Raw genomic sequence first — 14,589 nt, 5'->3', positions numbered from 1 at the left:
TGCGAACTGCACGACGAGGCACTGCAACGCCGCCATGGACTGTTTCAGCCGCTAGAGATCCACCTGCATTTCATAACCGCCGTAGATCATCCGCTTGCCATCGAACGGCAGCTTGGCCGGATCCATCATCTCGGCCAGACGCGGATCTTTCATGACCTTGTCGTTGATTTCATCGCGCTTGGCGCGTGACGCATACACGATCCATGAAAACACCACCACTTCGCCATCCTGCAAGTCCACCGCCTGCGGGAACGAGGTCAGCTTGCCTGGCTTGACATCGTCGCCCACGCATTCGCGAAATTCCAGCGCGCCATACTCGCGCCAGACGGCGCCGCAACTGCGCGACATGGCCAGGTAGGCATCGAGCTTGGCTTTCGGTACGGGCACCACAAATCCATCGACATACGCCATGATGTTCTCCTTTGTTGTGACAAACGCGAACAACCAGCTTAGGACAATGATAGCAAGACGACAAGCGCAACATTAAAAAAAAAGCAGGCGTTCAAGCCTGCTTGCGTCTCGGCAACTTACAGCGCCAGCGCTTTTTCCACCGCGCCGACGAGTTTCTTGTCATCCGGCGTCACCTTGCTGGGGAAGCTTTCCACCACTTTCCCGTGGCGGTCGATCAGGTATTTGTGGAAATTCCAGGCCGGGGTCTTGCCCGTCTGCTTGATCAGGTCCACATACAGCGGGTTCGGCGCGGGACCGGAGACGACGGACTTCGCAAACATGGGGAACTTCACGCCATAGGTGTTGTAGCAGAAATCGGCGATTTCCTTGCTGTTGCCGGGTTCCTGCTTGCCGAAATCGTTCGACGGGAAACCCAGCACCACCAGGCCCTTGCTGCCATACTTGGCGTACAGCGCCTCGAGCCCTTCATATTGATTGGTAAAACCGCAATAACTGGCCGTATTCACCACCAGCACCACCTTGCCCGCGTACTGGCACAGGTTTTGCGGCGCTTCATCCTGCAGGCGGTTGAAGGTTTGCTTGAGGATGGCGGGGCAGGCGGCCGGAGCAGCGGTAGCTGTAGCGGCTTCGGCAGCATGGGCCGGCATGGCCAGGCTGGCACTGGCGGCAAGGGTGGTGAGCGCAAACAGCTGGGCAAGGGTCTTGGACATGAAGGGCACCATGGTTGAACGGAAAAAAACCATTCTATGTCAAACGCCGCGCGCGCGTATGAGACGGACAACAACAGCGATTGCTTGAGCGACATCAACGACAGTGCAGTACTTGCCCAGCGCACAGTTTTTTTACCTATGCTCGGCCTTCCTGTCCCTTTTCTTGCCCTGTGGAGTCGCCATGCCCTTCCCGCACCTGACCGTACTACCCTCCGTCCTGCTGGCAGCCAGCCTGCTCATCCTGGCGCCAGGCGGCGCGCACGCCGCCACGACGGCCAAAGCCGTCAAGCCCGCCGCGACCAGGGACGCCCCCGCCCTGCCCGGCTACCAGGCCGACCTGAGCCAGACCACCGTATCCGGCCTGTCCTCGGGCGGCTTCATGGCGGCGCAATTTGCCGTCGCCTACTCGGCCACGGTGGCCGGCGCAGGCATCATTGCGGGCGGCCCGTATTTCTGCTCGGGCCAGCCAGGCCGTTTCCCCTACATTCCCTACCTGACGAATGCCCTGACCACCTGCATGAATCCGGGCAGCGCGCAGGTGGCGCCACCCGTAGCCAGCGAATTGCTGCGCGCAGCGAACGATTTTGCGCGCGCCCGTCTCATCGACGACACGGCCAACCTGAAACGCCAGCGCGTATATCTGTTCAGCGGAACGAAAGACCAGACCGTGACGCGGCCGGTGGTGGAGCAGGTGGGAAAATTCTATGCATTGGCGGGCACGCCGGCCGAGCAGATCCGCTTCGTCGACACGGTCGGGGCGGGCCATGCCATCATCACGGACAACAACCAGGACAAGGCTTGCGATGTAACGGCGTCGCCCTTCATCAATGACTGCGACTTCGTGCAGGCGCGCGACATCCTGCAGCACCTGTATCCGGACCTGCAGCCCTCGTCGACCACCCTGACGGGCAAGTTGATATCCTTCAACCAGCGCGCCTTCATCCAGAACGCGTACTCGAGTATGAACAATACAGGCTACGCCTACATCCCGAAAGCCTGCGACAGCGAGAGCTGCCGCGTGCACGTGGTGTTCCACGGCTGCCTGCAAACGACGCAGGCCATCGGCGACCGTTTCTATACCAGCACCGGCTACAACCAGGTGGCGGACGCCAACAAGATCATCGTGCTGTATCCGCAGGCCGAACCGAGCCCCGTCTACCCGTACAACCCGAAAGGCTGCTGGGATTTCTGGGGCTACACCAGCATCAATCCGATCGACCCGGATTTCTACCGCAAGAGCGGCACGCAGATGGAAGCGGTCAAGGGCATGCTCGACCGCCTCGCCGCGCGCCGCGGCTCGCGCTAGGCGACCTTAAATACCGCCCATGCAGATGTATTTAATGACTAAATAATCTTCGATACCGTAGGTCGACCCTTCACGGCCCAGGCCCGATTGCTTGACGCCGCCGAAGGGCGCGATCTCGTTCGAGATCAGGCCCGTGTTGACGCCGACCATGCCCGTTTCCAGGCCTTCGGCCACGCGCCAGATGCGGCCGATGTCGCGCGAATAGAAGTAGGCGGCCAGGCCGAATTCCGTGTTGTTGGCCAGGGCGATCACTTCATCGTCCGTCTTGAAGCGGAACAGGGGCGCCAGCGGGCCGAAGGTTTCCTCGGTCGCCACGCGCATGTCGTTCGTCACATCGGCGATGATGGTCGGCTCGAAGAAGCCGTTACCCAGCGCATGGCGCTTGCCGCCGGCCAGCAGGCGGCCCCCCTTGCCCAGCGCGTCGGCCACGTGTTCTTCCACCTTGGCGACAGCCTTGGCGTCGATCAGCGGGCCTTGCGTGACGCCCGCCTCGATGCCATTGCCGACCTTCAGCTTGGCCACGGCGGCTACCAGCTTGTCGGCAAACGCGTCATACACGCTGTCCTGCACGTACAGGCGGTTGGCGCAGACGCAAGTCTGGCCCGCATTGCGGTATTTCGAGGCGATGGCGCCTTCCACGGCAGCGTCCAGGTCGGCGTCGTCGAAGACGATGAATGGCGCATTGCCACCCAGTTCCAGCGACAGCTTCTTGATCGTCGGCGCACACTGTTCCGCCAGCAGGCGGCCCACCTGGGTCGAACCCGTAAACGTCAGCTTGCGCACGATGGGGTTCGACGTCATTTCGCCGCCGATGTCTTTCGGCGCGCCCGTGACGATGCTGAACACGCCCGCAGGCACGCCTGCGCGCTCGGCCAGCACGGCCAGCGCCAGCGCGGAAAACGGCGTCGCTTCGGCCGGTTTCAGGACCATCGGGCAGCCGGCAGCCAGGGCCGGGCCGACTTTGCGGGTGATCATGGCGGCGGGGAAGTTCCACGGCGTGATGGCGGCGCATACGCCGATCGGCTCCTTGGTGATGACCAGGCGGCGGTCTGGCCACGGCGATTGCAGGGTATCGCCCGCCACGCGCTTGCCTTCTTCCGCAAACCACTCGATGAACGAGGCGCCGAACTGCACTTCGCCTTTCGCTTCCGGCAGGGGCTTGCCCTGCTCGGTGGTCATGATCAGCGCCAGGTCGTCGGCGTTTTCCAGGATCAGGTCATGCCAGCGGCGCAGCACGGCCGCGCGCTCCTTGGCCGTCTTCTTGCGCCAGGCGGGCCAGGCGGCATTGGCCGCCTCGATGGCGCGGCGCGTCTCGGCTGCGCCCATCAGGGGCACCGTGCCGATATGCTCGCCCGTGGCGGGATTGCTCACATTAATCGTCTGGCCACCATCGGCATCCGCCCAGGCTCCATTCACGTAAGCCTGGTGACGCAACAAGGTAGGATCTTTCAACTGCAGCATATGGATCTCCGGTCTGGTTTGAATTATCGACGAGGGATACTATGCCACAGCGCGGCCGATTCCGCAGGCGATGCGCGGAACTACTCGACCTTGAAAGACGACAGTTTCGGGTCCGGCGCCGGGTATTCCAGCTTCATGCCCTGCAGGGTTTCCAGCAGCAGGGACGCCACCACCAGGTTGCGCTGCGTCTTGGAGTTCGATGGCACCACGTACCACGGCGCGTGGTCGGCATCCGTCTCGCGGATCGCCGTTTCATAGGCGCGCTGGTAGCCATCCCACTTCTTGCGCTGGGCGATATCGTTGGGGTCGAACTTCCACTGGCGGTCGGGATCGTCGAGCCGCTCCTGCAGCCGTCCGCGCTGCTCGTCCTTCGAGATATGCAGGAAGATTTTCAGGATGACGGTGCCTGTTTCGCTCAGCATGCGCTCGAAATCGCGGATCTGCGCGTAGCGGCGCTGGCATTCGGCCTTCTCGATCATGTCCTGCACGCGCGTGATCAGCACATCCTCGTAATGGCTGCGGTTGAAGATGGCGATCTCGCCCTTGACGGGCACGTGCTGGTGCACGCGCCACAGGTAATCGTGCGCCAGTTCGATATCGGTAGGCCCCTTGAACGCCACGGCGCGGATGCCCATCGGATTGATATTGCTGAAGATCGCCTTGACCGTGCCATCCTTGCCCGACGTATCCATGCCCTGCAAGACCAGCAGCACCTTCTTTTTGTGCTGCGCATACAGCATGCTCTGGCACTCGGCGATCTGCGCCGTCAGGGCCACGGTTTCCTCGCGGTCCAGGGCCTTGCACTGGGCTGCCGTCAGCTTCTTGTTCGCCGCCTTGGTGGCGGCGCCCAGCAGGCGCTTGCCGGCGAAATCCTCGTTCAGCTCAAAATCCTTGCCGGCACGAAATTGTGTGCGCGCCTTCATGCCGCCACCGCCAGCTTGCGGTGCTCGATTTTTGTGCAATGGTCCATCACCACCTCCAGCCCCGCCGCCCGTGCCAGTTGCGCCGCCTGTTCGTTGACGACATCGAGCTGCAGCCACAGGCAGCCGGCCTTGACGGCAATGGCTTCCTCGGCGATGGGCAGGATGTCTGCCGACTTGCGGAAGCAATCGACGATGTCGATGCGCGCCGGCGCCACGGCTGCCGCAGCCTCCGTCAGGGTGGCATAGGCGCGCTGCCCCAGCACATCGCGCCCGGCGAGGGCCGGATTGACGGGCAATACGCGGTAGCCCTGCTGCAACAGGTAGTCGGCCACTTCATGGCTGGCGCGTTCGGGCTTGTCGGACATGCCGACGATGGCGATGATGCGGCTGTCTTGCAGGATGCGGGCGATGTTGGGCATATTCGGGTCGTAGTTAGGCGTGCGACATTGCCCGCCTAGCGTAGCAGATTCCCGTCCCGCCGGGAGCTAGCCAGAAGACTTAGCCTTACGCACGGCCGCCATCTTCGCCACGAAGGCTTGCGCGCGCGCCGTCACGGCCGCGTAATCTCCCGTGGCGCCCGGGCCACTCAGGCTGCTGCCGATACCCACGGCCACGGCGCCGCTGGCAAACCATGCATGCAGGTTTTCCACCGTCACGCCGCCCGTGGGCATCAGCGGCGCTTGCGGCAGGGGCGCGCGCAGGGCCTTGATGTAGGCGGGACCGAACATCTCGGCGGGGAAGACCTTGACGATGTCGGCACCGGCCTGCAGGGCCGTGACGATCTCCGTCGGCGTCATCGCCCCCGGCATGGACAGCACCTGGTAGCGCTGGCACAGCGTGATGGTCTCCACGTTCACGCCGGGCGAGATGATGAATTGGGCACCGGCCAGGATGGCGGCGCGCGCCGTCTCCGTATCGAGCACCGTGCCCGCGCCCAGCAGCACGTCATGACCATGGCGTTCGCGCAGGGTGCGCAGCACGCCCAGGGTATCGGGCGTGGTGAACGCTACTTCCAGCGCCGTGATGCCGCCGGCGATACATGCCTCGGCAATCTGCACGGCCGCCTGCGCCGAAGAGGCGCGCACGATGCCGACCATGCCCCGTTCGATAATGCCCTCGAAAACCGTGTGCTTCTGCATTTGCTCTCTCCTGTCAGGCCGGCAGGGCGCCAAAGCGCACTTCCGGCAAACCGCGCACGCCCACCTGGCGCGCATGAAACAATCCCCCGGCCAGCGGTTCGCTCTCCAGCTGGGCCGGGCTCAAGCTCTCCTGCGCCGTCGTGACGAACAATTCATCGTAGTGCGGCCCGCCCAGGCTCACGCAGCTGGGCTGCGAGACGGGCAGGCTGATCTTGCGCTCGACGCTGCCGTCCGGCGCGAAGCGCAAGACCCTGCCGGCGCCCCACTGCGCGCTCCACAGGTAGTCATCCGCGTCGATGGTGGCGCCATCGGCGGCGCCCGGCCCCGGATCGAGCACGGCAAACACGCGCACCCGGCTGGCGTCGCCCCCCAGGTAATCATCCCAGCGATAGATCGCCTTTTTCATCGAATCGCAGAAGTACATGGCCGTGCCGTCGACGCTGAAGCAGATGCTGTTCGAGATGGCGATCTGCGGCAGCGGCAAGCGCTCCAGGGTCAAGTCCAGGTTGAGGCGATAAAAGCTGGCGATCGCATCGCGGCACGGGCGTTCATCGAGCGTGCCGAAGACAAAGCGTCCCTGGCGGTCGCAGCGGCCATCGTTCAGGCGCGTCATGGGCAAGTCCCCCTCCACCGTGTGCAAGCGCGTGACGGCCCCGCTGCGCGCGTCAAACCAGGCCAGTCCGGAAGCCAGTCCCAGCAACAGCACATCGTCGCTCTCCGTCAGCGCGAAGCACGCCAGGCGCTCGGGCATGGCCCAGCTCTGGCGCTCCCCCGTGTCCAGCACCAGCGCATGCAGCTGGCAGCCTTCGATATTCGTCCAGAAAACGCGGCCGCTGCGTTCGCACCAGCGCACGCCCTCGCCCAAAAAATTCTGCGCATCGACCAGTAGTTGGGCCTGTGTCCCCATCATTTTTCCTTGTTTTTCAGTGTGATTCGCGCGGAACCGCCGAGCCGCGGCAGCCGACGAGAAAGTCCAGGTCCGCGCCTTCGTCGGCCTGCGTCACGTGCTTGATATACATCGACTGGTAGCCGCCCTTCATGGCCGGCGGCGGCGCGCTCCACTCGGCGCGCCGCCGCGCCAGTTCGGCCTCGTCGACGTCCAGGTGCAAGCGGCGCCCCGCCACATCCAGTTCAATCATGTCGCCATCGCGCACCAATGCCAGCGGCCCGCCCACGGCCGCTTCCGGCGCCACGTGCAGCACCACCGTGCCGTAAGCCGTGCCGCTCATGCGCGCGTCCGAGATGCGCACCATGTCGCGCACGCCCTGCTCCAGCAGTTTTTTCGGCAGTCCCATATTGCCCACTTCCGCCATGCCCGGATAGCCCTGCGGGCCGCAATTTTGCAGCACCATCACGCAGCTGGCGTCGATATCGAGCGCGGGATCGTCGACGCGCTTTTTATAATGCTCGATGCTGTTGAAGACGACGGCGCGGCCACGGTGCTGCATCAGTTCCGGCGAAGCGGCCGACGGCTTGATGACGGCGCCGCGCGGGGCCAGGTTGCCATGCAGGACGGCGATGCCGCCTTCGTCCTTGAAGGGCTGCGCCAGCGGCGTGATCACCTCGGGATTGAAATTTTCCGCTTCGGCCACGTTGACGGCCATGCTGGCGCCCGTGACGGTGAGCGCCTCGCCATGCAATTTGCCCAGCAGATCGCGGATGATCACGGGCAGGCCGCCCGCATAGTAAAAATCTTCCATCAGGTACTGGCCCGACGGCATCAGGTTCAGCAGGCAGGGAATGTCGCGGCCCAGGCGGTCCCAGTCACCCAGGCGCATGTCCACGCCGATGCGCCCGGCGATGGCCAGCAGGTGGATCACGGCATTGGTCGAGCCGCCGATGGCGCCGTTGACCATGATGGCGTTTTCAAACGCTTCGCGCGTGAGGATCTGCGACAGTTTCAGGTCTTCATGCACCATATCGACGATGCGCCGGCCCGTCAGTTGCGCCTGCAGCTTGCGGCGCGCATCGACGGCGGGAATGGCCGCGTTGCCGGGCAAGGTCACGCCCAGCGCTTCGACCATGCTGGCCATGGTGGAAGCCGTGCCCATCGTCATGCAGTGACCGGCGGAGCGCGACATGCACGATTCGGCCTGCTTGAATTCGTTTGAGGTCATGCGCCCTGCCCGCACGTCTTCGGAAAACTTCCATACGTCCGTGCCTGAACCGATCGGTTTGCCGCGGTAATTCCCGTTCAACATGGGACCGCCCGACAGCACGATGGTCGGCAAGTCCACGCTGGCCGCGCCCATCAGCAGGGCCGGGGTGGTCTTGTCGCAGCCCGTCAGCAACACCACCCCGTCGATCGGGTTGGCGCGGATCGATTCTTCCACATCCATGCTGGCCAGGTTACGGAACAGCATGGCCGTCGGACGCAGATTCGTCTCGCCCAGCGACATGACGGGAAATTCGACGGGAAAGCCGCCCGCTTCGAGCACGCCGCGCTTGACCATCTCGGCCAGGTCGCGGAAATGGCCATTGCAGGGCGTCAGCTCGGACCAGGTATTGCAGATGCCGATGACGGGACGGCCATCGAAGGCGTCGCTGGGATAGCCCTGGTTCTTCATCCAGCTGCGGTGAATAAAACTGTCCTTGTCGTCGCCGCCAAACCACGCTTGCGAACGCAAGGGACGCTTGTTCTTGTTGCTGCTCATACTGTCTCCTGCGGGGAAATCAAGCCGCGCGAGGCGGCGATCAGCAGCGCACCGTGACCGGCCAGATTGGCTTGCTGCTGGTCGTCAACGATGATGCGCTTGCCATAAAAAAATCCGTGTTCTTCGATCAGCAGCCCGAGCGCCTGGCGCAGCATGGGTTTACCGGTAATGACGAGCGGCGTATCGGGCCGCATCTGGATGGCGGTGCTGTTGCGCAGCGCCAGCAGGTCGCCGCTGAGGACGGCACCCATCAGGAAATTGGCCCGCTCATTGCATTCGACAGCGCTGAACTGGCCCAGGGTGCGCACGCTGAAGCAGGCGCGCGCCAGCCCCGTTTTTTGCGCCGCTGCCGCGCCGGCCAGCAGCATTTTCGGCACCAGGGTCTGGGCAAATCCGCCGTCGACCGATTGCTTGATCAGGGTGTGCTGCGTGATCGCCTGCAGCAGCTCGCCCGCGATGGTGGTGCTGCAGCCGAGGATGCGGCGCTGCTCGTCCACGCTGATCAGTTTGGTATGCGAGCCGGGCATGATCAGGGTCGCCGCGCCCCGCAACTGCAGGCGCTCGAGCAGCGCGACGACTTCCGTCTCTTCGCCGCGCATCATGTCCATCGCTTCGACGTTATGCAGGCCGACGGCGCCATGCTGGTTGCGCACGCCGGGAATCAGCCACAGGGGCTGCGCCAGCACGTCGGGCAAGTCCACCGCCTGCATGCCTTGCGCCAGCTGGGCCAGGCCGGCAGGCGCCGGCAAATGCGGCACTTCCCGCACGCCCATGGGCGAAGTGATCATGCCAGACGCCAGCGCCAGGTCCACCTCGGATGGCGCGATGCCGGCACCGGCCAGCACGCTGGCGATGGTGTCGCGCAGCGCCTGTTTCAGCGCGCCGTTATGGCCATCGATGGCGGTATTGCGCACGCCCGTTTCCAGCTGCGCCTGGGCGACGACGGCGCCCGCGCGCCACAGCAAGGTACGCGTATTGGTAGTGCCGGCATCGATGGTGAGTATGTTCATGGGCAGGTTCGCAGCGTCGGTCAGGACAAAAATAAATGAGGGAAAAACTACCCCATGGTAGAACTGCCCCGCATATCTGACCAATCACTTATTTGACATCATTGATACCGGTTCGGATATGTCAAACGCATCGATATCCTGCACGCCCAAACGGTAGGCAAGGTTGAAGCGCCTCGCCTCTCCCGGCTGCAGTTGCACGTCCTGCGCCAGCAGGGAAAAACAGCGCGCATCGGAATACAGATGGCAGCTGTCCTGGGTGCTGGAAAAACGCAAGACCCGGCCCGACGCGGGGTCGGCAACCCGTGCCGCCTCGCGCAGCTGGCCGCTGCCCGTCCAGTAAAAGTCATGCCGGAATCCCGGCGATTGCGCCAGCGCGGGCCAGGCCAGGCGCGAAGCGAGCGGCGCCGCGTGACGGAAGTCGAACGCACTGCCCGCCACATCGAGCGGAGCGCTGCACGAGTGTCCACCAGGCCGGTAGCGGTCGGCGGCCAGGCGCAGTACATGGTCGCCCACGCCGGCACGGCCGCCCTGCAGATTGAACAGGGGCGCGGCAAGAGCGAAACAGGAAGCCGCCTCGGCCGTGGCGGCGCAATCGAGGTGCAGGCTGCCATCGTCGTCAAGCCGGTAGGCCAGGCGCACCGACAGACCATCTTGCGCCAGATGCAGCCGCAAGTGGCCGTCGTTTGGCGGCGCGCACTGCCAGCCCGTGGACGCACGCGCCGCCGGGGGCACTGCGCCCAGCACATCGGCCAGACGGCCATAGCGGTCGGGCGCCCACCAGGCCCGCACGCTGGCATCGTGCGCGTCGATGGCCACGCACATGCCGCGCGCATTGCGCAGCAGATGCATCATGGCGCCGGTCCGGGCGCTGGCGGCGGCCGGCTGCGCTGCTGGAATTCGCGCGGCGTGCAACCGAGTTCGCGCTTGAAGACGGCATGCATGTACTGCACCGTGGTAAAGCCGCAACGCACGGCCACCTCGGCCACCTGCCCCGGCCCGCGCGCCAGCAGGGTCTTGGCCGCATCGAGCTTGAAATGCAGGATTTCATCGTGCACGCTACGCCCCAGCTCATGGCGGAAGTGCGCTTCGAGCGAGGAGCGCGAGACCCCCACGTAATCGGCCACCTGCTCCGTCTTGATGCCCTGGCAGGCGTACTGGCGGATGAAGTGGCGCGCCTGCATCACCTGCGGATGCTGGAAGGGCTGGTGGCGCGTGGAAGCGAGCACGTTCAGGCCGGCCGGCGGCACGAGGATGCGCGTGCCGGACAGGCGCGCGCCATTCAACATCTGGTGCAGCAAATGCGCCGCCGTGCGGCCCATTTCCTCCGTGCCCTGGATCACGGAACTCAATGGAATGCGCGTAAGCATGCGCGCCAGCGGGTCGTTGTCGATGCCGATCAGGGCCACTTGCTCCGGCACGGCGATCCCCGCATGCATGCACGCCTGCAGCAGCTGGCGCGCGCGCGCGTCGCTGACAGCGATGATGCCGACGGGTTTTTCCAGGCTGTTGAGCCATGCGATCTGCTGCTCCACCGCTTCGTCCCACGAGGGCGCGCTGGTGGCGACGCCCCGGTACACGTCGGCACGCATATGGTCGCGCTCCATCAAGGCGCAAAACGCCGTTTCGCGCTCCTGCGCCCAGCGGTTGACATCGGCCTCGGGCAGGCTGAAACAGGCAAAGCGGCTCAATCCCGCTTCCACCAGGTGTTCATAGGCAAGCTTGACGATCTTGAAATTATCGGTCGCCACGTACGGGATGCCGGCCGGGTAATCCTCCGCGCGCGCATACGAGCCGCCGACGGCCACCACCGGCAGGTGGCTGTTGGCCAGCGCCGCACAGACGGCCGGGTCGTCGAAATCGGCGATGATGCCGTCGCCCTGCCAGCGTTCGATGCCAGGCAGGCGGCAGCGAAAATCCTCTTCCAGGAACAGGTCCCAGGACACGCGCGTGGTGTTCAGATAGGCGGCGATGCCGGCGATGATGTCGCGGTCATAGATCTTGTTGCCATTGAAAAGCAGCGCGATACGGTGCGCGGTCGGCAGTTTCATGCAGGTGTCTCCTCCATGTGGCGGCCAAAGAAGTATCTCTGGCCGCACGACGTAGTCAGGCCTTTCGGGACCTCGAAAAACCGTAGCGAGCGGTCCAATATCGTCTTGAGTAGCGCAAGCGTACAAAGGTACGCTGAGCAACGCAGAGGCGATAGTGGGGCGCGCAGTAGGTTTGTCGAGGGTCCACGCTATCTGCGTCCGGCCCGGGTGCTGACATCGACCCACACGGCGAGGGTGAGGATACTGCCTTTTACGATCATCTGCCAGTAGGTGTCCACGTCCAGCATGGACATGCCGTTATCCAGGCTGGCCATCACCAGCGCGCCGATCAGGGCGCCGTACACGGTGCCCGAGCCGCCGCGCATCGAGGTGCCGCCGATGAAGCAGGCGGCAATCGCATCGAGTTCGCTGAAGGTGCCGGCCGAGGGCGAACCGGCCGCCAGGCGGCCCGTGTTGATCAGGCCCGCCAGCGCGCACATCAGGCCCATGATGCCGAAGATCCACAGCTTGACGGCTTTCACGTTGATGCCGGACAGGCGCGTCGCTTCCATATTGCTGCCGACAGCGTAGATGCGCCGGCCAAACACGGTCTGGCTGGTGATGTAGCTGAACAGTCCCAGCAAGGCCAGCAGCAACAGCACGGGCAGCGGGATGCCTTCATAGCCGTTCAGGGTTTGCACAAAGGCATACAGCACGGCGCCGATGACGGCCAGACGCAAGCCGTCGGCCCAGGGCGCCGTCTGCGGCAAGCCATGCTGTGCGCGGCTGGCACGCGCGCGCCACGTCAGGAAGGCGGCCAGCAGGAACAGGCCGATGCCCAGCACGATGCCGGGCACGGCGGGCAGATAGCCCTGCCCCAGGTAGACCATCGGCTCGGAGACGGGCGCGATCGTGATGCCGCCCGTGATGCCCAGCAGGATGCCGCGGTACGCCAGCATGCCGCCCAGTCCCACGATGAAGGAGGGGATGCCCCGGTAGGCCGTCAGGTAGCCGTTGAGCAAACCGATCACCAGGCCGCAGCCGAGTACGGCCGCCAGGTTCAGGGCCAGCGGCCAGTGCTGCGTCACGTCCAGCACGGCGGCGATGCCGCCGAGTAAGCCCAGCAGGGAACCGATCGACAGGTCGATCTCGCCGGCGATAATCACCAGCACCATGCCGCAGGCGAGGATGCCGGTGACGGACATCTGGCGCAGCAGGTTCGACAGGTTGCGCGGCGTGAGGAAACTGCCCTCCGTCTTCCACGAAAAGAAGGCCCAGATCAGCGCCACGGCGATCAGCAGGGCCAGCATCTTGTATTGGGTGAACAGCTGTTTGATACTGTGCGGTTTCATGCTGCGGGTTCCTTGTTTGCGGTGTTGGCGGCGGGTGCCGGACGCTGGTCCAGCGCCGCCGCCAGCACGGTTTCCTGGCTCAGGTCATCGTTGATAAAGTCGCCGCGCAGGCGACCTTCGCCCATCACCAGCACGCGGTCGGACACGCCCAGCACTTCGGCCAGTTCCGACGAGACCATGATGATGGCCACGCCCCGGTCGGCCAGCGCCAGCATCAATTTGTAGATTTCATATTTGGCGCCCACGTCCACGCCGCGCGTGGGTTCGTCGAGGATCAGCACGCGCGGGCGCGTCAGCAGCATCTTGGCCAGCACGGCCTTTTGCTGGTTGCCGCCCGACAGGCTCGTAATCGGCAGCGAAGGGCTGGCCGCCTTCAGTTCCAGCTGGGCGATCTCGCCGCGCACGGCCGTCAATTCCGCCTCGCCATCGATGCGCGTGGCGCGCGCGAATTCTTCCAGCACGGCCAGGGTGATGTTCTGCCCCACGTCGAGGTCGGGCACGATGCCGTGGTGCTTGCGGTCTTCCGGCACCATCGCCAGGCCCATGGCGATGGCCTTTTGCGGCGAGCGGGTATCGATCTTGCGGCCATCGAGCCACACTTCGGCCTGGCACGGCCCCTGGTATGCGCCGAACAGGGCCGAGACGAGCTCCGTGCGCCCCGCCCCCACCAGGCCGGCGATGCCGAGGATCTCGCCCTTGCGCAGGGTGAATGACACATCGTCGACCCGCTTGCGCTGCGGGTTGTCGGCATCGATGCAGGTCACGTGGCGCGCCTCGAACAGCACCTCGCCAATGACCGGCGGCTGCGCGCGCTGCGGATACAGCTGGCTCATTTCGCGGCCCACCATCTGCGCGATGATGCGTTCGACGTTCATCTGCGCCATCGGCGTGGTGGCGATGTGCTTGCCGTCGCGGATGACGACGATGGTGTCGCAGATGGCCGCCACTTCATCGAGCTTGTGCGAAATATAGATGCAGGTGACGCCCTTGGCCTTCAGTGCGCGCAGGATATCGAGCAGCACGGCGATTTCCGACGCCGTCAGCGACGACGACGGCTCGTCGAGGATCAGCAAACGCGCATTCTTGTTGAGCGCCTTGGCGATTTCCACCAGCTGCTGGTGGCCGCCGCCGTAATTCATCACGGGCTGCGCCACGTTCAGTTCGGGAATTTTCAGTTCGCGCAGCAGCTCGTCGGCGCGCTTGTACATGGCCGCGTAATGCATGCGCCCGCCGGGCAGGGTGAGCTCGCGGCCCATGAAGATATTTTCGGCCACGGACAGCTGCGGCACCAGCATCAGTTCCTGGTGGATGATGATGATGCCCGCGTCTTCCGTGTCGCGGATCGATTGCGCGCGCAGGGGTTGGCCATCCCACAGGATGTCGCCCTCCCAGGTGCCGTGCGGGTACACGCCGGACAGCACCTTCATCAGGGTCGACTTGCCGGCGCCATTCTCGCCGCACAAGCCGATGCACTCGCCGGCCCGCACCTGCAGGTCGATGCCGTCAAGCGCGCGGACACCGCCAAACTGTTTGACGATGCCTTTCATTTCAAGCAGATAGTCGGACATTCTTGCTCTCGTTGCTGATACGGGGAAA

Annotated in this window: 14 protein-coding genes; 1 reads left to right on the top strand and 13 read right to left on the bottom strand. The window is 64.4% G+C overall.

Translation table 11 applies throughout. From position 1 onward, the window contains the following. Nucleotides 1-51 precede the first annotated feature (51 nt). A complete protein-coding gene (locus U0004_RS01760) occupies nucleotides 52-411 on the bottom strand; it encodes a DUF1428 domain-containing protein (RefSeq protein ID WP_070258351.1) in 360 nt (119 codons plus the stop codon). A 116-nt stretch (nucleotides 412-527) separates the two neighbouring features. Continuing rightward, entirely contained in the window at nucleotides 528-1,121 is a 594-nt protein-coding gene (locus U0004_RS01755) for a glutathione peroxidase (RefSeq protein WP_034783905.1), read from the bottom strand. A 181-nt stretch (nucleotides 1,122-1,302) separates the two neighbouring features. Here U0004_RS01755 and U0004_RS01750 point away from each other — a divergent pair, with 181 nt between their 5' ends. Continuing rightward, nucleotides 1,303-2,427, top strand: coding sequence for an extracellular catalytic domain type 2 short-chain-length polyhydroxyalkanoate depolymerase (locus U0004_RS01750; RefSeq protein WP_070258350.1), 1,125 nt, complete (start codon nucleotides 1,303-1,305; stop codon nucleotides 2,425-2,427). 6 nt (nucleotides 2,428-2,433) lie between these two features. On the opposite strand, the gene gabD is transcribed toward U0004_RS01750, so the two are convergent. The 11 genes from gabD to xylG all read right to left on the bottom strand — a co-directional run bounded on the left by gabD (nucleotide 2,434) and on the right by xylG (nucleotide 14,561). Beyond that, a complete protein-coding gene (gene gabD, locus U0004_RS01745; RefSeq protein ID WP_070218955.1) occupies nucleotides 2,434-3,888 on the bottom strand; it encodes an NADP-dependent succinate-semialdehyde dehydrogenase in 1,455 nt (484 codons plus the stop codon). An 80-nt stretch (nucleotides 3,889-3,968) separates the two neighbouring features. Further along, entirely contained in the window at nucleotides 3,969-4,811 is an 843-nt protein-coding gene (locus U0004_RS01740) for a PPK2 family polyphosphate kinase (RefSeq protein ID WP_070258347.1), read from the bottom strand. Then, the gene (locus U0004_RS01735; protein WP_070258345.1) at nucleotides 4,808-5,230 is read right to left on the bottom strand and encodes a CoA-binding protein; all 423 of its coding nucleotides are present in this window, start codon (nucleotides 5,228-5,230) and stop codon (nucleotides 4,808-4,810) included. Before U0004_RS01735 ends, U0004_RS01740 begins: the two co-directional genes overlap by 4 nt. Nucleotides 5,231-5,296: 66 nt before the next feature. Further along, nucleotides 5,297-5,950: a bifunctional 2-keto-4-hydroxyglutarate aldolase/2-keto-3-deoxy-6-phosphogluconate aldolase gene (locus U0004_RS01730; protein ID WP_070258343.1), complete on the bottom strand. Its 654-nt coding sequence runs from the start codon at nucleotides 5,948-5,950 to the stop codon at nucleotides 5,297-5,299. Nucleotides 5,951-5,963: 13 nt separating this feature from the next. Beyond that, a complete protein-coding gene (locus U0004_RS01725) occupies nucleotides 5,964-6,857 on the bottom strand; it encodes an SMP-30/gluconolactonase/LRE family protein (protein ID WP_070258340.1) in 894 nt (297 codons plus the stop codon). 16 nt (nucleotides 6,858-6,873) lie between these two features. Then, on the bottom strand, nucleotides 6,874-8,604 hold the full coding sequence (gene araD, locus U0004_RS01720) for an L-arabinonate dehydratase (RefSeq protein WP_034783805.1): 1,731 nt from the start codon (nucleotides 8,602-8,604) through the stop codon (nucleotides 6,874-6,876). Continuing rightward, nucleotides 8,601-9,614 carry a 2-dehydro-3-deoxygalactonokinase gene (locus U0004_RS01715; protein WP_070258338.1) on the bottom strand — a complete coding sequence of 338 codons (1,014 nt, stop codon included), beginning with the start codon at nucleotides 9,612-9,614 and terminating at the stop codon, nucleotides 8,601-8,603. Before U0004_RS01715 ends, araD begins: the two co-directional genes overlap by 4 nt. Nucleotides 9,615-9,698: 84 nt before the next feature. Next, complete coding sequence (locus U0004_RS01710; RefSeq protein WP_139144240.1) at nucleotides 9,699-10,466, bottom strand: aldose epimerase family protein; 768 nt, start codon at nucleotides 10,464-10,466, stop codon at nucleotides 9,699-9,701. Then, entirely contained in the window at nucleotides 10,463-11,662 is a 1,200-nt protein-coding gene (locus tag U0004_RS01705) for a XylR family transcriptional regulator (RefSeq protein ID WP_070258334.1), read from the bottom strand. The genes U0004_RS01710 and U0004_RS01705 overlap by 4 nt, the downstream gene beginning before the upstream one ends. Before the next feature lie 188 nt (nucleotides 11,663-11,850). Then, nucleotides 11,851-12,993, bottom strand: a complete 1,143-nt coding sequence (locus U0004_RS01700; RefSeq protein ID WP_034783811.1) for a sugar ABC transporter permease — start codon at nucleotides 12,991-12,993, stop codon at nucleotides 11,851-11,853. Next, a complete protein-coding gene (gene xylG / locus U0004_RS01695) occupies nucleotides 12,990-14,561 on the bottom strand; it encodes a D-xylose ABC transporter ATP-binding protein (protein ID WP_070258333.1) in 1,572 nt (523 codons plus the stop codon). The genes U0004_RS01700 and xylG overlap by 4 nt, the downstream gene beginning before the upstream one ends. Nucleotides 14,562-14,589: the final 28 nt, after the last annotated feature.

It is taken from the genome of Janthinobacterium lividum (assembly GCF_034424625.1).
Taxonomy (GTDB): Bacteria; Pseudomonadota; Gammaproteobacteria; order Burkholderiales; family Burkholderiaceae_D; genus Janthinobacterium; species Janthinobacterium lividum.
Note: the sequence above shows the minus strand (reverse complement) of the source record. Positions and strands in the feature narration are given on the sequence as shown.

What these genes read in the sequence shown, in the direction of transcription:
- U0004_RS01760 (WP_070258351.1), bottom strand. Translation starts at nt 411, where the DNA reads ATGGCGTATGTCGATGGATTTGTGGTGCCCGTACCGAAAGCCAAGCTC.
- U0004_RS01755 (WP_034783905.1), bottom strand. Translation starts at nt 1,121, where the DNA reads ATGTCCAAGACCCTTGCCCAGCTGTTTGCGCTCACCACCCTTGCCGCC.
- U0004_RS01750 (WP_070258350.1), top strand. Translation starts at nt 1,303, where the DNA reads ATGCCCTTCCCGCACCTGACCGTACTACCCTCCGTCCTGCTGGCAGCC.
- gabD (WP_070218955.1), bottom strand. Translation starts at nt 3,888, where the DNA reads ATGCTGCAGTTGAAAGATCCTACCTTGTTGCGTCACCAGGCTTACGTG.
- U0004_RS01740 (WP_070258347.1), bottom strand. Translation starts at nt 4,811, where the DNA reads ATGAAGGCGCGCACACAATTTCGTGCCGGCAAGGATTTTGAGCTGAAC.
- U0004_RS01735 (WP_070258345.1), bottom strand. Translation starts at nt 5,230, where the DNA reads ATGCCCAACATCGCCCGCATCCTGCAAGACAGCCGCATCATCGCCATC.
- U0004_RS01730 (WP_070258343.1), bottom strand. Translation starts at nt 5,950, where the DNA reads ATGCAGAAGCACACGGTTTTCGAGGGCATTATCGAACGGGGCATGGTC.
- U0004_RS01725 (WP_070258340.1), bottom strand. Translation starts at nt 6,857, where the DNA reads ATGGGGACACAGGCCCAACTACTGGTCGATGCGCAGAATTTTTTGGGC.
- araD (WP_034783805.1), bottom strand. Translation starts at nt 8,604, where the DNA reads ATGAGCAGCAACAAGAACAAGCGTCCCTTGCGTTCGCAAGCGTGGTTT.
- U0004_RS01715 (WP_070258338.1), bottom strand. Translation starts at nt 9,614, where the DNA reads ATGAACATACTCACCATCGATGCCGGCACTACCAATACGCGTACCTTG.
- U0004_RS01710 (WP_139144240.1), bottom strand. Translation starts at nt 10,466, where the DNA reads ATGATGCATCTGCTGCGCAATGCGCGCGGCATGTGCGTGGCCATCGAC.
- U0004_RS01705 (WP_070258334.1), bottom strand. Translation starts at nt 11,662, where the DNA reads ATGAAACTGCCGACCGCGCACCGTATCGCGCTGCTTTTCAATGGCAAC.
- U0004_RS01700 (WP_034783811.1), bottom strand. Translation starts at nt 12,993, where the DNA reads ATGAAACCGCACAGTATCAAACAGCTGTTCACCCAATACAAGATGCTG.
- xylG (WP_070258333.1), bottom strand. Translation starts at nt 14,561, where the DNA reads ATGTCCGACTATCTGCTTGAAATGAAAGGCATCGTCAAACAGTTTGGC.